This is a genomic window from Streptomyces sp. NPDC006552 (assembly GCF_040611655.1).
In the GTDB taxonomy this organism is placed as follows: Bacteria; Actinomycetota; Actinomycetes; order Streptomycetales; family Streptomycetaceae; genus Streptomyces.
This window is the reverse complement of the sequence record NZ_JBEXOS010000011.1, coordinates 24,241-45,922: the sequence shown is the minus strand read 5'-3', so window position 1 is coordinate 45,922 and position 21,682 is coordinate 24,241. Positions and strand designations below refer to the sequence as shown.

At 73.1% G+C, this 21,682-nt stretch carries 16 protein-coding genes; 5 read left to right on the top strand and 11 right to left on the bottom strand.

Annotated elements, in window-relative coordinates:
- Nucleotides 1-8: 8 nt before the first annotated feature.
- Nucleotides 9-1,703, top strand: a complete 1,695-nt coding sequence (locus ABZY33_RS09485) for a sodium:solute symporter family protein (protein WP_356490935.1) — start codon at nt 9-11, stop codon at nt 1,701-1,703.
- Between the two features lie 15 nt (nt 1,704-1,718).
- Complete coding sequence (locus tag ABZY33_RS09480) at nt 1,719-1,997, top strand: hypothetical protein (RefSeq protein WP_356490934.1); 279 nt, start codon at nt 1,719-1,721, stop codon at nt 1,995-1,997.
- A 69-nt stretch (nt 1,998-2,066) separates the two neighbouring features.
- On the opposite strand, the gene ABZY33_RS09475 is transcribed toward ABZY33_RS09480, so the two are convergent.
- Nucleotides 2,067-2,945, bottom strand: a complete 879-nt coding sequence (locus ABZY33_RS09475) for an alpha/beta hydrolase (protein ID WP_356490933.1) — start codon at nt 2,943-2,945, stop codon at nt 2,067-2,069.
- Between the two features lie 121 nt (nt 2,946-3,066).
- Between ABZY33_RS09475 and ABZY33_RS09470 the strand changes: the two genes are divergently transcribed.
- A complete protein-coding gene (locus ABZY33_RS09470) occupies nt 3,067-5,004 on the top strand; it encodes a BTAD domain-containing putative transcriptional regulator (protein ID WP_356490932.1) in 1,938 nt (645 codons plus the stop codon).
- 171 nt (nt 5,005-5,175) lie between these two features.
- On the opposite strand, the gene ABZY33_RS09465 is transcribed toward ABZY33_RS09470, so the two are convergent.
- The 10 genes from ABZY33_RS09465 to rsmI form a co-directional block, all read right to left on the bottom strand.
- The gene (locus ABZY33_RS09465; RefSeq protein WP_356490931.1) at nt 5,176-5,904 is read right to left on the bottom strand and encodes a response regulator transcription factor; all 729 of its coding nucleotides are present in this window, start codon (nt 5,902-5,904) and stop codon (nt 5,176-5,178) included.
- 262 nt (nt 5,905-6,166) lie between these two features.
- Complete coding sequence (locus ABZY33_RS09460) at nt 6,167-7,999, bottom strand: PQQ-binding-like beta-propeller repeat protein (RefSeq protein WP_356490930.1); 1,833 nt, start codon at nt 7,997-7,999, stop codon at nt 6,167-6,169.
- Nucleotides 8,000-8,096: 97 nt separating this feature from the next.
- Nucleotides 8,097-9,902 (bottom strand): PQQ-binding-like beta-propeller repeat protein, encoded by a 1,806-nt coding sequence (locus ABZY33_RS09455; RefSeq protein WP_356490929.1) that lies wholly within the window; start codon nt 9,900-9,902, stop codon nt 8,097-8,099.
- A 205-nt stretch (nt 9,903-10,107) separates the two neighbouring features.
- A complete protein-coding gene (locus tag ABZY33_RS09450) occupies nt 10,108-11,913 on the bottom strand; it encodes an ABC-F family ATP-binding cassette domain-containing protein (RefSeq protein ID WP_356490928.1) in 1,806 nt (601 codons plus the stop codon).
- Between the two features lie 237 nt (nt 11,914-12,150).
- Nucleotides 12,151-13,044: a 4-(cytidine 5'-diphospho)-2-C-methyl-D-erythritol kinase gene (locus ABZY33_RS09445; protein ID WP_356490927.1), complete on the bottom strand. Its 894-nt coding sequence runs from the start codon at nt 13,042-13,044 to the stop codon at nt 12,151-12,153.
- A gap of 14 nt (nt 13,045-13,058) precedes the next feature.
- On the bottom strand, nt 13,059-13,922 hold the full coding sequence (gene rsmA, locus ABZY33_RS09440; RefSeq protein ID WP_356490926.1) for a 16S rRNA (adenine(1518)-N(6)/adenine(1519)-N(6))-dimethyltransferase RsmA: 864 nt from the start codon (nt 13,920-13,922) through the stop codon (nt 13,059-13,061).
- 33 nt (nt 13,923-13,955) lie between these two features.
- A complete protein-coding gene (locus tag ABZY33_RS09435; RefSeq protein ID WP_356490925.1) occupies nt 13,956-15,293 on the bottom strand; it encodes a ubiquitin-like domain-containing protein in 1,338 nt (445 codons plus the stop codon).
- A 151-nt stretch (nt 15,294-15,444) separates the two neighbouring features.
- On the bottom strand, nt 15,445-16,326 hold the full coding sequence (locus tag ABZY33_RS09430; protein ID WP_356490924.1) for a TatD family hydrolase: 882 nt from the start codon (nt 16,324-16,326) through the stop codon (nt 15,445-15,447).
- A 23-nt stretch (nt 16,327-16,349) separates the two neighbouring features.
- A complete protein-coding gene (locus ABZY33_RS09425; RefSeq protein ID WP_356490923.1) occupies nt 16,350-16,796 on the bottom strand; it encodes a hypothetical protein in 447 nt (148 codons plus the stop codon).
- Between the two features lie 198 nt (nt 16,797-16,994).
- Nucleotides 16,995-17,894 (bottom strand): 16S rRNA (cytidine(1402)-2'-O)-methyltransferase, encoded by a 900-nt coding sequence (gene rsmI, locus ABZY33_RS09420; protein ID WP_356490922.1) that lies wholly within the window; start codon nt 17,892-17,894, stop codon nt 16,995-16,997.
- An 83-nt stretch (nt 17,895-17,977) separates the two neighbouring features.
- Here rsmI and ABZY33_RS09415 point away from each other — a divergent pair, with 83 nt between their 5' ends.
- Both ABZY33_RS09415 and ABZY33_RS09410 read left to right on the top strand, forming a co-directional pair.
- Complete coding sequence (locus tag ABZY33_RS09415; RefSeq protein ID WP_356490921.1) at nt 17,978-19,741, top strand: phospholipid carrier-dependent glycosyltransferase; 1,764 nt, start codon at nt 17,978-17,980, stop codon at nt 19,739-19,741.
- Nucleotides 19,742-19,864: 123 nt separating this feature from the next.
- The gene (locus ABZY33_RS09410; protein WP_356490920.1) at nt 19,865-21,502 is read left to right on the top strand and encodes a penicillin-binding transpeptidase domain-containing protein; all 1,638 of its coding nucleotides are present in this window, start codon (nt 19,865-19,867) and stop codon (nt 21,500-21,502) included.
- Nucleotides 21,503-21,682: the final 180 nt, after the last annotated feature.

Genomic DNA, 21,682 nt, shown 5'->3' with positions numbered 1-21,682 from the left:
GAGTTCCCATGCAGTCCCCCACACTGTCTGCCTCCACCACCCTGGCCGAAGGGCTACGGCTGCCCACCAACGGCCTCGACTACGCGATCCTCGCGATCTACTTCGTGGTCGTCCTCGGCATCGGCTTCATGGCCCGCCGCTCGGTGAAGACGAGCCTCGACTTCTTCCTCTCCGGGCGCTCCCTGCCCGCCTGGGTCACGGGTCTCGCCTTCGTCGCCGCCAACCTGGGCGCCACCGAGATCCTCGGCATGGCCGCGACCGGCGCGCAGTACGGCGTCGCCGTCGTCCACTGGTACTGGATCGGCGCCATCCCGGCCATGGTCTTCCTCGGCCTGGTCATGATGCCGTTCTACTACCGCTCGAAGGTGCGCTCGGTCCCGGAGTTCCTGCTCCAGCGATTCGACAAGTCCGCACATCTGCTCAGCTCGGTCCTGTTCGCCTTCGCGGCAATATTGATCGCGGGCGTCAACCTGTACGCCCTGTCGATCGTCGTCGAGGCGCTGCTCGGCTGGCCGCAGTGGGTGGCCATCGTGGTCGCGGGGGCCTTCGTCCTCGCGTACATCACCATCGGCGGCCTCTCCTCGGCGATCTACAACGAGGTCCTTCAGTTCTTCGTGATCCTGGCGGCCCTCATCCCCATCTGCATCATCGGCCTCAAGCGGGTCGGCGGCTGGGGCGGCATGAGCGACTCGCTGAAGGCGCAGCACGGCGACAACTTCATGTCGGCCTGGGGCGGCACCGGCATCGGTGACGCCAACCCGCTCGGTGCGAACTGGCTCACGATCATCCTCGGCCTCGGCTTCGTGCTCTCCTTCGGCTACTGGACGACGAACTTCGCCGAGGTGCAGCGCGCCCTGTCCGCCAAGAACCTCTCGGCGGCCCAGCGCACCCCGCTGATCGCCGCGTTCCCGAAGATCTTCATCGTCTTCCTGGTGATGATCCCGGGCATGGTGGCCGCGGTCCTCGTCCCGAAGATCGGCGGCCCGGGCTCGGACCTCACCTACAACGACGCGATCCCCTACCTGATGCAGGAACTGCTGCCCAACGGTGTCCTCGGCATCGCGGTGACCGGCCTGCTGGCCGCCTTCATGGCGGGCATGGCGGCGAACGTGTCGTCCTTCAACACCGTGTTCACGTACGACATCTGGGCCAAGTACGTGAAGACCGACAAGCCGGACGGGTACTACCTGAAGTTCGGCCGCGCCATCACGGCGATCGGCGTGGTGCTCTCGATCGGCACGGCGTTCATCGCGTCGTCCTTCTCGAACATCATGGGCTACCTCCAGACCCTCTTCTCCTTCTTCAACGTCCCGATGTTCGTCGTCTTCATCATCGGCATGTTCTGGAAGCGCGCGTCCATGAAGTCGGGCGTCTGGGGCCTGGTCGCGGGCACCTCGGCCGCGATGATCAACTACTTCTACATCTACAAGCAGGGCGTCATCGACATCCCGACCGACCAGGGCGCCAACTTCGTCTCCGCGATCGTCGGCTTCGTCGCGGGCGCGGTCGTCATGGTCGTGGTCACGCTCTTCACCGCCCCCAAGCCGGCCGCGGAGCTGGCAGGCCTGGTGTACGGCACGACGGCGCCGGGTCTGGAGGAGCCGCCCGCCCAGGGCGACGACGCCTGGTACCGCAGGCCGGCGCTGCTCGGCTGGGGCGCCGTCGTCGTGGCCGCGCTCTGCTACCTCCCCTACTCCCTCTGATCGGAGGCCCGACTCATGTCCGAACTGCACAACGAAGTCTCCGAGCTGGAGAGCAAGTCGGCGACGGCGGCCCGCCTCTTCGACATCCGCCGCATCATCGGTGGCCTGTTCGTCGTCTACGGCGTCCTCGTCACCATCGCCGGGATCACCGCCTCCGACGCCGACCTGAAGAAGGCCGAGGACATCAACATCAACCTGTGGACGGGCCTCGGCATGCTCGCCCTGGGCCTGTTCTTCCTGGTCTGGCTGAAGCTGCGCCCGATCGCGCCGCCGACGCCGGACGAGTCCGCGTAGCGGTCCACGGCACACTCCGGCGGGGCCGGGGTCCCTCTGCCCACGGGCAAGGACCCCGGCCCCTCGGGCTCAGCGGGCCAGCAGGGACCGGAGCGCGGCGGTGATCTCGTCCGGCGCCTCCTCGGCCATGAAGTGGCCCGCGCGGGTCAGCCGGTGGTCCAGGTCCGGGGCCCAGGCCCGCCACACCGCCGCCGCGTCGTAGCCGAGGTGCGCGCCCCAGTCCTGCTGGACGACGGTGACGGGCATGGCCAGCTGCGAACCGGCGTCCAGGTCCGCCCGGTCGTGCGCGACGTCGATGCCCGCCGAGGCCCGGTAGTCCGCGACGATCGACGGCACCGCCGCGGCGCTCGCCCGCAGGTACTCCGCCCGCACCGGCGCCGGCAGGGCCGCCGGGTCGGCGGCCCAGGCGTCGAGGAACGAGCCGAAGAACGCGTCCGCGCTGTTGGCGATCATCGTCTCCGGCAGGCCGGGTGGCTGCGCCATCAGGAAGAGGTGGTAGCCGACCGCGGCCGGCACGCCCTGGAGGACCTGCCACATGTCGAGCGTCGGGACGACGTCGAGGATGCCCAGGTGGGTGACGGTCTCGGGGTGGTCGAGGCCCGCGCGGAAGGCGACCAGGGCGCCGCGGTCGTGCCCGGCCAGCGCGAACCGCTCGTGACCGAGCGCCGCCGCCAGCGCCACGACGTCCGCGGCCATGGCGCGCTTGGCGTACACCTCGGGGCCGTCGGCGGGCGGCTTGTCCGAGGCGCCGTAGCCCCGCAGGTCGGGACAGATCACCGTGTGCCCGTCCGCGAGCCGCTCGGCGACGTGCCGCCACATCAGGTGGGTCTGGGGAAAACCGTGCAGCAGCACGACGGGGCTGCCGCTGCCGCCGACGGCGGCGAACAGCTCCACGCCGTCCGCACCGGGCAGCCGGACCGGCGCGAAGCCGGGGATCGAGAGGGGCATGAGGGACCGTCCTTCGACAGGAGAGCTACGGGGAGAGCGACCCGGCCAGCCTGAGCGAGGGCGATCAGCAACCGATCAGCGTGGCGGAGCGGAGCGGCGTCGCACCGCCGAGGATGGGGCCATGCGAATCGACGTGCTCGGTGCCGTGCGGGTCCGCCGTGACGACGGCACCGCGGTGGAGCTGGGCGGGCCCCGCCACCGCGAGGTCCTGGCCCGGCTGGTCGCCGCCGAGGGCCGGATGGTCACCACGGACACCCTCGTCGGCGACCTGTGGACCGACCCGCCGCCGCGCGCGGTGGGCGCCCTGCGCACGTTCGTCGCCGCGCTGCGCCGCGCCCTCGAACCGGCCCGCCCGCCGCGCGAGCCACCGCGCCTGATCGTCACCGAGGGCCCCGGCTACGCCCTGCGCCTGGCCCGCGAGGACGTGGACGTCCACCGCTTCCAGGACACCCTGGCCCGCGCCCGGCACACCCCCGGCGCGGTGGGCGACCTCGGCGCGGCCCTCGCGGCCTGGCGCGGACCCGCCTACGCCGACGTGCCCGACTCCGCGTGGGCCCGGCGCGAGCGCACCCGCCTGGAGGAGCTGCGGCTCGACGCGGTCGAACTGCGCGCCCGCCTCCTCCTCGACGCCGGCCAGGGGGCGGGGCTCGCCGCCGAGCTGGGCGCCCACGTCACCGAACACCCCTGGCGCGAACCGGCCTGGGGACTGCTCGCCCGCGCCCTGTACGACGCGGGCCGCCAGGCCGACGCGCTCGCCACCCTGCGCCGGGCCCGCGCGCTCCTCGCCGGACAGCTCGGACTCGACCCCGGCCCCGAACTGCGGCAGCTGGAGACAGAGATTCTCACCGGCTCCGCACCCCGCGCCGACGGACCCGGCGCGTGGGGCGCGCCCGGCGTCCGGCTCGGCCCGCGCACCACCGTGGAGCTGGCCCGCACGCTGTCCCTGGCGGGCGGCGACGCGCTCGTCCACGCGCGGCGCGACCGGCTCGCGGCGATCCAGGCGGCGGAGCGCACCGGGGACCGCTTCCTGACGGCCCGGATCATCGGCGCCTACGACGTGCCCGCCCTGTGGAGCCGCGCCGACGACCCCGGGCAGTCCCGCGCCGTCGTCGCGGCCGCCGAGCGCACGCTCGCCGCGCTCGGCCCCGACGCCCCCGACGACCTGTCCGCCCGTCTGCTGGCCACGGTCGCCGTGGAGAGCCGCAGCGCCGCTCTGACCGGGGCCGAGCGGGAGCGTGCGCGGCAGGCGGCGCTGCGGGCCGAGGAGCTGGCCCGGCGGGTGGGCGACCCCGCCCTGCTGGCCTTCGCCCTGAACGGGGTCTTCCTGCACTCCTTCACCGGCTGCGGCCGCGCGCCCGTACGGGACCGGATCGGCGCCGAGCTGCTGGACCTGGCCGCGCGGCAGGCGCCGGCGAGCTTCGCGGTCCTCGGCCACCTCGTCCGGCTCCAGTCCGCCTCGGCGCTCGGCGACCTCACCGCCGCGGCCGCCCACGCCGCGGCCGCCGAACGGCTCGCCGTCACCGCCGAGGCGCCGCTCGTGCCCGTCCTCACCGCGTGGTTCCGGGCCCGGGTCACGGCCGCCCGCAGCACCACCCCCGGCGGGCCGTCCCCGGCCGCGGCCGCGGCCGGGTACCGCGCCGCCGAGGACGCCCTGCGGACGGCCGGCATGCCGGGGCTGCACCGCGGCCTGTTCCCGCTCGCGCTCCTGGGGCTGCGCCTGCTGCACGGGCGGCCCGCGCCCACCGACCCGCACCTGGACTGGGGCCCGTATCTGCCGTGGGCCCGGCCGCTCGTCCTGCTCGCGCAGGGCCGGGCCGGGGAGGCCCGGGCGGCGCTGGACGCGGTGCCCGAACCGCCGCGGGACCACGTGCAGGAGGCCCTGTGGTGCCTGACCGCCCGCGCCGCCGTGCGCCTGGACGCACGCACGGTCGCGGCGCGCGCGGCGAGCGCGCTGCACGAGGCCGCGGCCGAGCACGCGGGCGCCGCCTCGGGGATGCTGACGCTGGGTCCGGTGGCGGGGTACCTGGCGCAGGCGCGGGCCTGTGCGGCACAAGAGTGAGGCCGCACGCGAACGTCCCGCCCCGCTCGGAAGCGGGACGGGACGTAAGGGTGGAGCGCTGGGCAGGCCTTGCACCTGCATTTCCCCGCAGGAAGCGGGGCGTCTTTCCTTGGACGACCAACGCACTGTCCGTCAGCCGCAGTTGCGGTGACCAACAAGATCAACCGTAACTCAGGAATCCGGATCTGGCGAATCCGGTGCCACCGGGGACGCGGACGGGCCGGCGGCGGGGGCGATCGGGCCCGCGCGGTCCAGCAGTCCGGTCCGCGCGGCGAGGGCGGCGGCCTCCAGGCGGGATCCGACGCCCAGCTTCATCAGCACCCGCTGGACGTGCGTGCGCGCCGTCGAGGGCGCGATGCCCATGCCCGCCGCGATCAGGCGGGTGTCCTCGCCGTCCGCGACCCGCACCAGGACCTCGACCTCACGCGGCGTCAGCATCTCAAGGAGCCGCTGTCCTTCGTCGTCGGGCTGCGCCGCGGGGTTGAGGAGTTCGCCGAACGCGCCCTGGAGCAGCGTCGGGGCCACCGCCGCCTCCCCCGCCCGCGCCTTCATCAGGGCCCGCTCGACGCCCTCTATGCGCTCGTCGTGGCGGACGTATCCGGAGGCGCCGGCCGCGAACGCCGCCGCGATACCGCGCGGGGACGGGACCGGACCGAGGACCACGACCGCCACCTGGGGGCGCTCCCGCTTGATCCGGACGACCGGGTCGAACGTGCCCGGCTCCGCCGGGGTCGCCGTGCCGATGAGGCAGACCTCGGGCGCCCGGGTGATGACCAGATCGGCCGCGCCGGCCGTGGGCGCCGCCGCGGCGAGCACCCGGTGCCCGCGCAGCTTCAGGGCCGAGGCGAGCGCCTCGGCGAGCAAGCGATGGTCGTCGACCACCATGAGCCGCACACCCATTGAGCCAACCCCCCAGTTCGCCTCAGAAGCAGCCGTGGGCTCCCGGGCCCCCCATGGACGGGCGAGCCCCCCGACTCCCCGCCCTCCGTCGTCCCCCGGAAGCTACACGCTTGTTCGACGTCGCGCGCCCCCTACTGGCCAGATGCGGCCCGCAATGCTGAAATCCCCGCGGGACAGGGCCGGTTGACGGTAACGCGCGCTCAGCACGGCGGCCCCGCACCCGAGTTCGGTTGCGGGGCCGCCGTGGGGCCGTGTGCCGGGGCTACTTGGCCGTGAACCCGAGGACGGCGTACTGCTTGTCGTCCGCCGAGTAGGGCTCGCTGATCAGGTCCTTGCCGAGGAAGAGCCGGCCGTTGGAGTACAGCATCTCGGAGGACTTCGGCACCATGCGGCTCAGCGAGTTGCGCACGGTCTGCGTCGCGGGCGTCTCCAGGAGCTTGGTCTCCTTCGCCTTGGCGTCGATGGTGACGACCTGGGCGCCCTTGTCGTACGGGCCGTCCTTGTACGCCAGCACGTTGCCGCCGTCCATGCGCAGCGGGAAGATCTCGTAGCCCGCGCCGCTGTCGAAGCGGTCACTGGTGAGCTTCCCGTCGGCGAGGGAGTACGACACGATCTCGTTGACCTGGTCGGTGCCGCTGCCGTCGTGCTGCTTGGAGGGCAGGTACAGCCGGTCGTTGCCGACCACGACTCCCTTGCAGCCGTGCACCTCGCCGACCGAGCAGTCGATGTCGTACTTCTCCGGGTCGACGGTGATCTTGGCGCGCAGCTTGTTGCCGGTGTCGTCGAGCGAGAAGACGTCGGTGTACTTGACCTCTTCGCCGAGGGCGACGCCGAAGGTCACCGGCTTGGTGGAGAAGACCGAGAGCAGGTTGACGCTGCCGGGCGCGCCGGGGACCTTGTACGTCGACTTCGGCTTGCCCGTGGCCGGGTCGAGGATCTGGATCTCGTAGGACTCGGCGTCGAAGTCACCGCACTTGCGGACGGCGACGAGCTGCTCGCCGCCGCGGTAGCCCTGGTCCTCGCAGCTGCCCTGCTGCGGCTTCCACAGCGACTTGCCGGAGGTGAGGTCGAAGGCCGCGCCGCCGTCGTAGCCGCCGCCGACCGCCAGCGTGGAGCCGCTGATGGACAGTTCCTTGAACGCGATCTTCTGGCCGCCGGCCTCGACACTGTCCGACCACACCTTTTTCCCGGTGTTCACGTCGAACACCGTGATCTCGGTGCACTTGAAGTAGTCCTTGTCCTTCTTGCGCTTGCCGTCCTCGGAGAGCACGGCGGCCAGGCCCTTCCCGCTCACCTCGGGCGAGGCGCCGCAGGTCTGGCCGGACAGCGGCAGGGTCCACTTCTCGGTGCCCGAGTCCGGCTCGTAGCCGACGAGCTGGTCGAGACCGGCCTTGACGTACGTGGAGTCGGTCAGCCAGGAGCCCGCCACGCTCCACACGGCGTCCTTGGCGACCTTGGGCGCGGGCAGCTGGAAGGCGATGCTCGCCGAGGTGGAGCCCGGGACCTTCTCCACACCGCCCGAGACGCCGTCCTTGCCCTTGCCGTCCTTGCCGTCGGCGGAGTTCTTCGTGTCGTCCTTGCCGTCGTCGGAGGAGTTCGCGTAGAGGATCCCGCCGCCGACGATCAGGGCGATCACCACGACGGCCGCGGTGATGATCCAGACGATCGGCGAGGGCTTCTTGCCGCCGCCGCCCGGAGCCGCCATCGGCGTGGTGGGAGGCTGCTGCGGATAGCCGTACTGCGGCTGCCCGTACGGCGGCTGCTGGCCGTACTGCGGCTGGCCGTAGGGCTGTTGGCCGTACGCGGGCTGGGGCGGCTGCTGCGGCTGCTGGCCCGGGTAGCCGTAGCCCGGCGCGCCCTGGGGCGGCGGGGGCGGGGCCTGCTGCGGGTAGCCGTAGCCGGGGCCGTCCTGCGGCGGCACCGGGGCGCCGAAACCGCCGGGCGGGGGCGGGGTCGGCGCGCCGAAGCCACCGGCGGACGGGCCGGGCGGGGCGGCGGGCGGCTGCGGGGCCGCGGGGGTTTCGGGCCGCTTGCGCAGCGGGTCCTGGGGCGGCTCGTTCGGCGGCTGCTGCGGGGGCGGGGGCGGCTGCGTCATGGCGTGGGTACCTCGGGATGCCTGGAGACGGGGACGGAAGGGGGCGGGGCCGGGGCGCCGGGCGGCGTCAGTGGTGCACGCGTGCGCGGGCGGGCTCTCAGTCGCCGTAGGCCAGCATCAGCTTCTGCTGGCCCTTGGCGGTGCCGGAGAGGTTGGTGGCGGAGAGGTAGAAGCGCCCGTCGGCCCAGGCGACGTCCTTGGAGTAGAAGCCGCTCTCGATCTCGGCCGTGCCCGCCGGGTTCTGCAACAGGGTCTTCGGCGTGTGGGCGCCGGAGACCGGGATGGACACGACGCGTCCCGCGGTGCCGCCGTACGACGCCTCCATGTAGGCGACGACGGCGCCGTTCTCGACCTTCATCGGCAGCAGCGACTGCTCCTCGGGCGACGAGGCCCGCCAGCGCTCCTTGCCGCTGGTGAGGCTGATCGCCACGACCTCGTTCGCGCCGCCCGTCTTCCCCTTGGTCGGCATGTACAGGGTGGAGCCGTCCGTGGTGACGCCCTCGCAGCCGTCCAGGTTCCTGGTCAGGAAGGAGAAGCTGGCGCCGCAGCCGGTGTCGAGGCCGTCGACGCCGACCTCGGCCCGCACGGTGGCGCTGTTGTCCGCGAAGGAGGAGATGTTGTACTTCTTGTCGTCCTGGTTCGTGCTGTAGACGACCAGCGGGCTGACGGAGTACACGTTCCCGACGGACCAGTCCTTGGGGAGCTTCTTGGTCCACCGGACCTTGCCGGTCCCGGGGTCCAGCTGGCGCAGCTCCTCGTGCGCGTTGTCGCCGCCGGCGCCGCAGGACGCCACGGAGAGCAGCTTGTCCTTGTTGCCGGTGAAGGCCTTGGGGAAGCAGTCGTCGCCGTACTGCTCGACGACGAATTTCTTCTTGGCGCCGGTCCTGGCGTCCAGCGCGAGCCCCGACATCGAACGGCCGACCATCAGGGTGTCGCCGCCGACGTAGGTGAGCGAGATGCTGGAGCCGGTGCCGTCGAAGAAGTCGTCCTTGTTCTCCCGCTCGGGGATCTTCGCCGACCAGCCCTTCGCCCCGGTGGCCAGGTCGATCTCCTGGACCTGGTTGCAGTGGGCGCGCGAGCTGGTGCCGCTCATGTACGCGACGACGATCTTCCCGGTGTCCGACGCGTTCTTGGTGACGGAGCAGATCTTCTGCGGCAGGGTGATCGCGGGCCAGCTGACCTTGCCGTCCGCGACGTCGTACCCCAGGACCTCCTTGTACGCGGCCTTGACCGCGACCTTGCCGGTGATCCACATGCCGGGGGCGTTGCCGCCGTCGCTGCCCACCTTGGGGGCCGTCTTGTACCAGAGGACCTTCGCCTCGCCGTCCTGGCGGCCCGCGTTGAGGTCCTCCTCGCCGCCGCGGCCGTCGCCTTCCCCGTCACCGGGGTTGACCGGCGCGGAGGCGGACGCCTTGGGGTCCTTGTCCTTGGCGTTGTCCGCCGGGTCCTTCTTGCCGTTCCCGTCGTCGCCACTGGTCACGGCGTAGACGACACCGCCCGCGACGACGAGCAGTGCCACGGCGGCGGCCGCGATCACCCACACCTTGTTGCGGCCGCCCTTGCCCGGCGGGGGCGGGGGCTGCTGGGGCGGGTAGCCGTACTGCGGCTGCTGCTGCCCGTAGGGGCCGGGCTGCTGGGCGTACGGGCCCTGCTGCTGGGGGTAGCCGTACGGGCCGGGCTGCGGCGGCTGCTGGCCGTAAGGGCCGGGCTGCGGCGGCTGGTTGTACGGTCCCGGCTGCTGCTGGCCGTAGGGGCCGGGCTGCTGCTGGGGGTAGCCGTAACCGGGCTGCGGCGGCTGCGGCGGAGCGGCCGGTGGCGGCGGCGTCGGCTGCGCGCCGGACGCCGGTGGATCCTGTGGTGCTCCGAAGCCGCCGGACGGCGGCTGGCTGGGCGGCTGTGTCATCAGCGCTCCCCCCTCTTCCCCTGCTGATGTACCGGCACGCCTGGGTGGTTTCCGGACGTTCTCAGATCGGTCACGGGGTGCGCTCAGGCCGCCCCCCAGCGGCCCTTTCTATCACTTGGGGCAGCCATCCGAAGGGCCGGTCGAGCCCCTGTTCCCAAGGGTGGACCGGCCTGTGATGCGTCCGTTACGCGCCTGCACCAGGCCTTCACGCATCGTCGGCAAGTTCCAGCCAGCGCAGCTCCAGCTCGTCGCGCTCGGCGACGAGTTCGCGCAGTTCCGCGTCGAGCCCGGCCACCTTCGCGAAGTCCGCGGCGTTCTCCGCGATCTGCGCGTGCAGCTTGGTCTCCTTCGCGGAGACCTTGTCCAGCTGCCGCTCGATCTTCTGCAGCTCCTTCTTGGCGGCACGGGTGTCGGCGGCGGACGGGCCGGACTTCGCGGCGGCGGGGGCCGCCGCGGGCGCGGGCGTCGCGGCCTCGATCATCCGCTGACGCCGCTCCAGGTACTCCTCGATGCCGCGCGGCAGCATCCGCAGGGTGGCGTCGCCGAGCAGCGCGTAGGTGTTGTCGGTGGTGCGCTCGATGAAGAACCGGTCGTGGGAGATGACGATCATGGAGCCCGGCCAGCCGTCGAGCAGGTCCTCCAGCTGGGTCAGGGTCTCGATGTCGAGGTCGTTCGTCGGCTCGTCGAGGAAGAGCACGTTCGGCTCGTCCATGAGCAGGCGCAGCAGTTGCAGGCGGCGCCGCTCACCGCCGGAGAGGTCGCCGACGGGCGTCCACTGCTTCTCCTTGCTGAAGCCGAACTGCTCGCAGAGCTGGCCCGCGGTCATCTCGCGGCCCTTGCCGAGGTCCACGCGGTCGCGGATCTGCTGGACGGCCTCCAGGACCCGCAGCGTGGCGGGCAGCTCGGTCACGTCCTGCGAGAGGTAGGCGAGCCGGACCGTCTTGCCGACGACGATCCGCCCGGCGGCGGGCTGCGCCTCGCCCTGGGTGCGGGCGGCGTCCGCGAGGGCGCGCAGCAGGGAGGTCTTGCCCGCGCCGTTCACGCCGACCAGGCCGACGCGGTCGCCGGGGCCGAGGTGCCAGGTGAGGTGCTTGAGCAGCACCTTGGGGCCGGCCTGGACCGTCACGTCCTCCAGGTCGAAGACGGTCCTGCCGAGCCGGGCGCCCGCGAACCGCATCAGCTCGCTGGTGTCGCGCGGCGGCGGTACGTCGGCGATCAGTTCGTTGGCCGCCTCGATGCGGTAGCGGGGCTTGGAGGTGCGGGCCGGGGCGCCGCGGCGCAGCCAGGCCAGCTCCTTGCGCATCAGGTTCTGCCGCTTGGTCTCCTCGGTCGCGGCGATCCGCTCGCGCTCGGCGCGGGCGAACACGTAGTCCGAGTAGCCGCCCTCGTACTCGTAGACGTCGCCCTTCTGCACGTCCCACATGCGGGTGCAGACCTGGTCGAGGAACCAGCGGTCGTGCGTGACGCAGACGAGGGCGGAGCGGCGGGCCTGGAGGTGGCGGGCGAGCCAGGCGATGCCCTCCACGTCGAGGTGGTTGGTGGGCTCGTCGAGGATGAGCAGGTCGGGGTCGTCGATGAGCAGCTTGGCCAGCGCGATGCGGCGCCGCTCGCCGCCGGAGAGCGGGCCGATGACGGTGTCCAGGCCCTGGTCGAAGCCCGGCATCTCCAGGCCGCCGAAGAGGCCGGTCAGCACGTCCCTGATCTTGGCGTTGCCCGCCCACTCGTGGTCGGCGAGGTCCCCGATCACCTCGTGCCGGACGGTCGCCGCCGGGTCGAGGGAGTCGTGCTGCGTGAGCATGCCCAGGCGCAGGCCGCCACTGTGGGTGACCCGGCCCGTGTCGGCCTCCTCCAGCTTGCCGAGCATCCGGATCAGGGTCGTCTTCCCGTCCCCGTTGCGGCCGACCACACCGATCCGGTCACCTTCCGATACGCCGAGGGAGACGCCGTCGAGCAGGGCCCGTGTGCCATAGACCTTCGTGACGTTCTCGACGTTGACCAGATTGACTGCCATTTCGCTCCTGCCAGGGGGTGACCGGTTGTCCAGCGTAGTCGGGGTGGCGGGGTGGGCCTCGCGCCGCGGGGTGCGGGGGTGCGTTGCCCGGTTCCGGTCGCGTCGTGGCTGGGCGCGCAGTTCCCCGCGCCCCTGGAGCGTGCGGCTTCGCCGCAGCTCCCCGGCGCACGCAGTGCGTCTTTCAGGGGCGCGGGGAACTGCGCGGCCGGCCCCCACCGGGCCCGCGGCCGCGACCCGTCACCCGGTGACGAGGGAGGCGCCCGGCGCGGGCGATGGCGCGACGCGCGCCGCGCGGCAGGTTCCGGAGGCGGTCAGCGCGGCGGCGATCCGGCGCGCGGCCGCCTCGTCCGCCGCCAGGTACGCGGTCGTCGGCCCGGAGCCGGAGACCAGCGCGGCCAGAGCGCCGGCCGCCGTGCCCGCGTCGAGGGTCGCCTTCAGGGACGGGAAGAGGGAGAGCGCGGCGGGCTGGAGGTCGTTGGTGACCGCCCGGGCCAGGTCCGGTACGGAGCCGGTGCGCAGCGCCGCCAGCAGCGCGGGCGCCGCCACGGGCTCGGGCGCGTCCGGGGTGAGCCGGTCGAACTCCCGGTACACCGCGGGCGTGGACAGACCGCCGTCCGCGACGGCGAAGACCCACCAGAACTCCCCGCCCACGGTGAGCGGTTCGAGCCGCTCGCCGCGCCCGGTGCCCAGCGCCGCCCCGCCCACCAGGCTGAACGGCACGTCGCTGCCCAACTCGGCGCAGATCTCGAGGAGTTCCTCGCGCGTCGCCCCGGTCCCCCACAGCGCGTCGCAGGCCACCAGCGCACCCGCCGCGTCCGCGGAACCACCGGCCATGCCGCCGGCCACCGGGATGTCCTTGGCGATGTGGATCCGGACCTTCGGGTCGTCGCCGAGTCCGTGCCGCCCGGCGAGGGCGATCGCCGCGCGCGCCGCCAGATTCGTCCGGTCGAGGGGGACCTGGTCGGATCCGGGGCCCGTGCAGGTGAGCGCGAAGGCCGGGGCGGGCGCCACCGTCACCTCGTCGTACAGGCCCACCGCGAGGAAGACGTTGGCCAGGTCGTGGAAGCCGTCGGGGCGGGCGCCGCCCACCGCGAGCTGCACGTTGACCTTGGCGGGGACGCGGACGGTCACCGATGATCCCGGCTTCACTGCTTCGCCTCCGCGATCCGCGCGAACTCCTCCACCGTCAGCGCCTCGCCGCGCGCCTGCGGCGACACCCCGGCCGCGACGAGCGCCGCCTCGGCCGCGGCGGCGGAGCCGGCCCAGCCGGCGAGGGCGGCGCGCAGAGTCTTGCGGCGCTGGGCGAACGCGGCGTCGACCACCGCGAAGACCTCGTCCTTGGACGCGGTCGTGGCGACCGGCTCCGCGCGCCGGACCAGGGCGACCAGGCCGCTGTCGACGTTGGGCGCGGGCCAGAACACGTTCCGCCCGATCCTGCCCGCGCGCTTGACCTCGGCGTACCAGTTGGCCTTGACGGACGGGACGCCGTAGACCCGCGAGCCGGGGCCGGCGGCGAGCCGGTCGGCGACCTCGGCCTGGACCATGACGAGGGTGCGCTCGATGGTCGGGAAGGCGTCGAGCATGTGCAGCAGGACCGGGACCGCGACGTTGTAGGGGAGGTTCGCGACGAGGGCGGTGGGCGCCGGGCCGGGTACTGCGGTCACCTGCATGGCGTCCATGTTGACCAGGTCGAAGGCGTCCTTCTTGGCCGGGAGGCGGGCCGCGATCGTGGCGGGCAGCGCGGCGGCGAGCGTGTCGTCGATCTCGACGGCGGTCACGTGCCGGGCCGCTTCGAGCAGCGCGAGGGTGAGCGAGCCGAGGCCCGGGCCGACCTCGACGACCACGTCGTCCGCGGTGACCTCGGCGGTGCGCACGATCCGGCGGACGGTGTTGGCGTCGATGACGAAGTTCTGGCCGCGCTGCTTGGTGGGCCGCACGCCGAGGGCGGCGGCCAGCTCGCGGATGTCGGCGGCGCCGAACAGGGGGCCTTGGGGATCAGGGGTGCTCACCGTTCAAGGGTACGGGGCGCGCCGGACGCCTGGTCACCCGTGCAGCCGGGGACCGCAGTGCGGCCAGGGGCTCGCGCCGCGCCGCACGTACAGCTTCTTCGCCCGGTACGTCTGCTCGGCGGCCGGGGCGTCCTGGGGCCGGCCCGAGCCGCCGAGGCTCTGCCAGGTCTGCGCGTCGAACTGGTAGAGGCCGCCGTAGGTGCCGGTCGCGTCGGTGGCGGCGGGGCGGCCGCCGGACTCGCAGGAGGCCAGTGCGGACCAGTTCAGGGAGTCGGCGCCGGCGACGGAGGCGGGCATCGGCCGGGTGCCGACACGGATGCGCTGGGTGCGCGGCTCGCGCACCGTCTCGGTCGTCAGGCGGCGCGGCCGCTGCCGGACGCCGTTGACGGTGCGCAGCGCGTACGTGACCCGCCGCATACCCGGCGCCCCGGTCTGGGTGACGACCTCGGTGCCCCGGAAGGCGGTGGGGTCCTCGACGCGTTCGGTCGCGTACGCGATGGGCTCCTCGCGGACCTCTTTCGAGCCGGTCACCCGCATGACCGTGATCGTCTGCCCGTCGCGCGGGAAGCTGTCGGCCGGCACGGAGGTGGTGTCCTGGCCGTGCAGGAAGATCCCGGCCTCGTCCATGGCCTCGCGCACGGTCGCCGCGTTCGTGCGCAGGGTGCGACGGCGGCCGTCGGCCATGACGGTGACGCTGCGTTCGGTGCGGACGTCGAGGTCGAGGCCGTGCCGGCCGATGCGGTGGGAGCGGGAGGTGGAGACGTAGGCACCCTCGGCCCGCACGCCGAGCTGGCGCAGCGCCCCGTCGACGGTGCGGGCGGTCGTCCACACCTGGCGGCGGTGGCCGTCGAGGGTGAGCCGCACGGGGCGGCCGTAGCGGACGGCGACCTCGTCGCCGCTGGCCAGCGCGGTGGTCCGGCCGGGCGCCACGAGGTCGTGGTCGCCGACGTCGACGCCCTCCTCGGTGAGGAGTTCGGTGACGTCGTCGGCGAAGGTGTGCAGGGTGCGTTCCTTGCCGTCGACGCTGAGGTGGATCGCCTTGTCGTCGGCGACGAACGCGGAGGTGCCGCCGGCGAGGAACGCCACGACCAGGGCCTGCGGGAGCAGCCGCCGCAGCGCCTCGGGCCGCTGCCCGGCCTTCTTGCGGCGGGCGGCCCGGCGGGCGGCGGCCCGGCCGGTCCCGGCCGCGGAGGCGGGAGGGCCGGCGACGGCCGGGCCGGGAGGCGGGAGCGTCTGGCGCGGCAGCCGGGGCTCGGCGGGGGCGGCGGCCCGCGCGTCCGCGGACGCGGGCCGGCAGGTGTCCGCCTCGTACGCGGGCCGGTACGGGTCGGCGTACGTGTCCTCGTACGTCTCGTACGGCGTATTGCTCACGACGACGCTCCAGGCGCTCCAGGGGTCCGCCCCCGGGCAGGGGGCGGAGCGGGCGAGCAGAACCTAGCGGAGCGCCGGTCACTCTCCCAAGCGACGCGACTACGCTGTGTCGTGACTCTGCCCGGAGCCGGGCGGGTCCGATCGTTATCGGTCAGTAACCGAAGGCGCGTGCCGTATTGGCGGAGACCGCGGTCGCGAGGGTGTCCTCGTCGACGCCCTTGACCGCCGCCATGGCGCGCAGCGTGACCGGAATGAGATACGGGGCATTGGGCCGACCGCGGTACGGGGCCGGGGTCAGGAAGGGCGCGTCGGTCTCCACGAGGACCAGATCGAGGGGGGCCACGGCGAGGGCGTCGCGCAGCGGCTGGGCGTTCTTGAACGTCATGTTGCCCGCGAAGGACATGAAGTAGCCGTGCTCCGCGCAGACTTGGGCCATGGCCGCGTCGCCGGAGTAGCAGTGGAAGACGGTCCGCTCGGGGGCGCCCTCCTCCTTCAGGACGCGTAGCACATCCTCGTGCGCGTCGCGGTCGTGGATGACCAGCGCCTTGCCGTGCCGCTTGGCGATCTCGATGTGGGCGCGGAAGGAGCGCTCCTGCGCGGCCTTGCCCTCGGGGCCGGTGCGGAAGTAGTCGAGGCCCGTCTCGCCGACACCCTTGACCTGCGCCAGCGCGGCGAGCCGGTCGATCTCGGCGAGCGCCTCGTCGAGCCCCGCGTCGCCGAGCGGCTGCCGGGCGCCCTGGCGCGACCAGTTGTCGGGGTCGCCGTGGACGATGCGCGGGGCTTCGTTCGGGTGCAGGGCGACGGTGGCGTGCACGCGCGTGTGGGCGGCGGCCACCTCGGCCGCCCAGCGCGAGCCGGCCAGGTCGCAGCCGACCTGCACGACGGTCGTCACGCCCACCGACGCCGCCTTGGCGAGGCCCTCCTCCACGGTGCCCGCCTGCATGTCCAGGTGGGTGTGCGAGTCGGCGACCTCCACCGCGAGGGGAGCGGGCAGCGGCGGCGGGGTGACGTCCTTGGAACGCTCGGGGCTCATGCCCCGATCCTACGAAGCCGTGCTCACGCCTCCTTCTTGTGGTGCGCGAAGGGGTGCAGCAGATCGGACAGGTGCCAGTGGTGGCGCTCCCCGTCGGGGACCGCGGCCAGGGGGGCGGGGGTGCCCACCGGTCCGGCGGCGGGCGGGGGGACGTGCTGCGGGCGCAGCACGTCGAGGACCGAGGAGACCCGCCCGGCCCGCATGATCCGCACGACGTGGCCGCCGCAGTTCACGCAGGTGGGCCGGGTCAGCGGCGAGGGCACGCAGGCGCCGTCCGCCACGTAGGTCACGAACTCCGCACCGTCACCGTCGACGTGGTGCTCTATCTCGTACGACTGCTCCCAGCCGTGTCCGCACCGCATGCAGGCGAACGCGTACGACTCGTGACCGACGGATATCGCCGTGCCGCGGTCCGGAGCAGGGGGCGTCTGCGCACCGGTGGCCGTCTTGGGGACTGCGAACTCGCTCATGTCCGGGCTCTCCTTGTCCGCTGGACAAGCGCTGCCCGCGGGCAGCGTGGGGACGGGTACGTCCCTTCGACCAGTGGACGTCTCCGCCGGGCCGAGCGCAAAAGACCTGTCGACTGTTGGAGCCGATTTGGCATTTCCCTGCCGAAATGGCCTGGCACCCGGTCTTCGCTTTGCTTTTCAGGCTAGTCCTTTACGCGTCTATGGGGTGGTTCGCTCCGCATTCTTTGCCGCGACCACGGCATCGAAGACCTCCCGCTTGGGCAGCCCCGCGTCCGCTGCGACGGCGGCGATCGCCTCCTTGCGCCGCTCCCCCGCCTCCTCGCGCACCCGCACCCTGCGTACCAGCTCCGCGGGGGTGAGATCGTCGCCCGACTTCTCGGGGGCACCCTCCACGACGACGGTGATCTCACCGCGGACCCCCTCGGCGGCCCAGGCGGCCAGCTCCGCCAGCGGCCCGCGCTTCACCTCCTCGTAGGTCTTGGTCAGCTCCCGGCACACGGCGGCCCGGCGCTGTGCCCCGAACGCCTCCACCATCGCGGCGAGGGTGTCGTCGAGCCGGTGCGGGGCCTCGAAGTAGACGAGGGTGCGGCGCTCGGCCGCGGCGTCCTTCAGGCGGCTCAGCCGCTCGCCCGCCTTGCGCGGCAGGAACCCCTCGAAGCAGAACCGGTCGACGGGCAGTCCGGAGAGCGCGAGGGCGGTCAGCACGGCGGAGGGGCCGGGTACGGCCGTGACCCGGATCGAGCGCTCGACGGCGGCGGCGACCAGCCGGTAGCCGGGGTCGGAGACGGACGGCATGCCCGCGTCGGTCACGAGCAGCACGCGCGCGCCGCCCGCGAGCGCCTCGACCAGCTCCGGCGTGCGCGCCGCCTCATTGCCCTCGAAGTAGGACACGACGCGCCCGCCGACACGTACGTCGAGCGCCTGGGCGAGCCGCTTCATGCGCCGGGTGTCCTCGGCGGCGACGACGTCGGCGCCGGCCAGCTCCTGGGCGAGCCGCGGCGGCGCGTCGGCGACGTCACCGATGGGCGTACCGGCGAGCACGAGCGTTCCGGCCGCGTGCGGGGCGGCGGACTGGGGGGAATCGGGGCTTCCTGTCACGGTGCCCATCCTCGCAGGGCCGCGCGGGGGCCGAGTCGGGGCGCACACGGGACGCGCGCAGCGCGGTTCCCTACGATGGCGCGGTGACCAGTACCGCGTCGTCGTCCCACCCGGCCCCGACCAGCGCCCCGCCCGGCCAGCCCCCCGTCGGGGAGCGGCAGCCCCCGGCGTGGCTGCGCGGGCTGCGCCGGTTCGGGTACCGGGCGCAGGGGAGCAGCGGTGACGTCCGCGCGCGCCTCGTGCCGCCGTATCCCGCGCCCTCCTCCCGGCTGTGGGCGGCGTTCGGCCTGAGCCGGTTCACGGCGGCCCGCGCCGGGCGCCTGCTCGGCTGGGCCGGGCCGCTGCTCGTCACCCTCGTCGCCGGTGTGCTGCGGTTCTGGCACCTCGGCAGCCCCAAGGCGGTGATATTCGACGAGACGTACTACGCCAAGGACGCGTGGGCGCTCATCCACCGCGGGTACGAGGTGAACTGGGCGAAAAACGCCAACGACCTGATCCTGGAGAAGAACGGCCACGTCGGAATCCCGGCGGACGCCTCGTACGTCGTGCATCCGCCGGTCGGCAAGTACGTCATCGGGATCGGCGAGTGGCTGTTCGGGTTCGACCCCTTCGGCTGGCGGTTCATGACGGCGGTCCTCGGGACGCTCTGCGTGCTGATGGTGTGCCGGATCGGGCGGCGGCTGTTCCGCTCGACGTTCCTGGGGTGCCTGGCCGGGGCGCTGCTCATGGTGGACGGCCTGGCGTTCGTGATGAGCCGCACCGCGCTGCTCGACTCGATCCTGGTCTTCTTCGTGGTGGCGGCGTTCGGCTGCCTGCTCGTGGACCGGGACCGGGCCCGCGAACGGCTCGCGGCGGCGCTCCCGGTGGACGGGCACGGCCTGGTCCGCCCGGACGCGCACGTCGCCGAGACCCTGCGCCTGGGGTGGCGCCCCTGGCGGCTCCTGGCGGGCCTGTGCCTGGGCCTGGCCGCGGGCACGAAGTGGAACGGCTTCATCTACCTGGCCGCCTTCGCGCTGATGTCGGTCCTGTGGGATGTCGGCTCGCGCCGGGTCGCCGGGGCGCGCCGCCCGTACCTGGCGGTGCTGAAGCGGGACGTCCTGCCCGCGTTCGTCTCGACGGTGCCGGTCGCGCTCGCCACGTACGTCCTGTCGTGGCTGGGCTGGATCCTCTCCCCCGCCGACGGCAGCGGCGGCTACTTCCGCAACTGGGCGGCGACCGCGGGCAAGGGCAGCCACCACCGCTGGCTGCCGGACTGGGTGCGCAGCCTGTGGCACTACGAGCACGAGGTCTGGGAGTTCAACACCCACCTCAGCTCGCCGCACACCTACCAGTCCAACCCGTGGAGCTGGATGGTCGACGGCCGCCCGGTCTCGTACTTCTACGAGTCCCCCGCGGCGGGCCGGCAGGGCTGCCCGGCGGACGCGGCCGACAAGTGCGCCCGCGAGGTGCTGGCGCTCGGCACCCCGCTGCTGTGGTGGGCGGCCTGCTTCGCGCTCCTGTTCGTCCTGTGGCGCTGGTTCTTCCGCCGCGACTGGCGGGCGGGCGCGATCGTCTGCGGCGTCGTGGCGGGCTACGCGCCCTGGTTCCAGTACCAGGAGCGGACGATCTTCTACTTCTACGCGGTCGTCTTCGCGCCGTTCCTCTGCCTGGCCCTGGCGATGACACTCGGCGCGGTCATCGGCCGCCCCGGTGCGGGTGAACGCCGCCGGGTGGCCGGGGCGGCGGCGGCCGGGGTGCTCGTGCTGCTGATCGCCTGGAACTTCATCTACTTCTGGCCGATCTACACGGGCACGGCGATCCCGATGGACTCGTGGCGGTCGCGGATGTGGCTGGATACCTGGGTCTGAGCCGGTTTCGGACGGAATCGTGATCACTCTTCGGACACCTTCGGACACCATCTGGAAAACACCGCGCCCGACAGGCTCCTGACATGCCTACAGTCCCTTCCGACAACCTGGGGAGGGGCGCGCATGCGCAAGGGGGCCAAGGTCGCCATCGTCGGCGGGGTGTTCACCGTGATGGTGGGCGGCGCCGGGTACGGGGCGTACAACATCGTGACGGCGGTGGCGGGGGACGGTGGTTCGTCGTCGGCGGGCGCGCCGGCCGCGCGCCGCAGCGGGCCGCCGAGCGGCGCGGAGGTCGAGGAGACGTCGGCGAAGTTCCTGGCGGCGTGGGCGAAGAACGACGCGGACGGCGCGGCGGCGTACACGAACTACGCCGGGAGCGCCGCTCCCGCGCTGCGCGGCTGGCACGACGACGCGCACATCACGCACACCGTCCTGACGGCGGGCACCCCGGCCGGGGCGAAGGTCCCCTTCACGGTGAAGGCGACGGTGTCGTTCGAGGGCAAGAAGCGGACGCTGGCCTACGGTTCGTCGCTGACGGTCGTGCGCGGGGAGACCACCGGCAGGGCGCTGGTGCGCTGGCGGCCGTCCGTGCTCCACCCGGACCTGCGCGAGGGCGACACGCTCGTCACCGGCGAGGCCGCGGCGCCGCCCATCGAGGCCGTCGACCGCGGTGGCGCGGTGCTGACCAAGGAGAAGTACCCCTCGCTCGGGCCCGTCCTGGAGACGCTGCGCGCCAAGTACGGCAAGGACGCGGGCGGTTCGCCGGGCGTCGAGACGTTCATACGGCGCGCGGGCGGCGCGGAGAGCGGCGCGAAGACGCTGCTCACCCTCGCCAAGGGCAGGCCGGGCACGCTGCACACGACGATCAGCGCGAGCGCGCAGGCGGCGGCCGAGCAGACGGTGACCAAGTTCCCCAAGTCGGCGGTGGTGGCGGTCAAGCCGTCCACCGGCGAGGTCCTCGCGGTCGCCAACCACGGGTACGGCCAGTTCAACGCCGCCTTCGAGGGACGGCTCGCCCCCGGCTCCACGATGAAGATCATCACGGCGGCGGCGCTGATCGACAACGGTGTCACCTCGATGACCGGACCGGCGCCGTGCCCGGACACGGCGCCCGCGCTCAGCCAGACCTTCCACAACCTGACGGGCATGGCGCCCGACGAGGGCGCGACGCTCTCCTCCAGCTTCCAGCGCTCCTGCAACACCGCCTTCGTCAAGCTCTCCGACGACCTGGGTGCGCAGAAGTTCGCGGCGGAGGCCCAGAACCGGTTCGGGCTCGGCAAGGACTGGCAGACCGGGATCGTCTCGTACGACGGTTCGGTGCCCGTCAACGGGAACTCGGACGACCCGGCGGGGATGATCGGCCAGGGCAAGGTGCTGATGAACCCGCTGAACATGGCCTCGGTGACGGCGACCGCGATCACCGGCAGCTTCCGGCAGCCCGTCCTGGTCTCCCCGGAGCTGGGCGACCGGCGCCTCGCCACCGCGCAGGGGCTGCCCGCCTCGACCGTGGTCCAGCTCAAGCAGATGATGCGGCTGACCGCGACCTCGGCCATCGGCACGGCCACGCACGCGATGGCCGGGCTCGGCGGTGACATCGGGGCGAAGACGGGCTCCGCGGAGGTCGGCGGGCAGACCGTCTCCAACTCCTGGTTCACGGCGTACCGCGGCGACACCGCCGCCGCGGCCATGGTGGAGGGCGGCGGCCATGGCGGCGACGCGGCCGGACCGATCGTGGCGTCCGTGCTGCGCGCGGGATCGTAGGCGAAACCGGGGCCCCGCGTACGGCGTTCTGTCCTACGACGTAAGCGACGTGGGGCGACCCCGTAATCTGAGCCACCCGCAGAACCACCGGAGGACGACGTTGGGCACCAGAGGCAAGCGCAGGGACGCGCCCGCGCGCCGGAACACCAGCACGCTGGTGATCGGGGCGGCCGCGGCCGT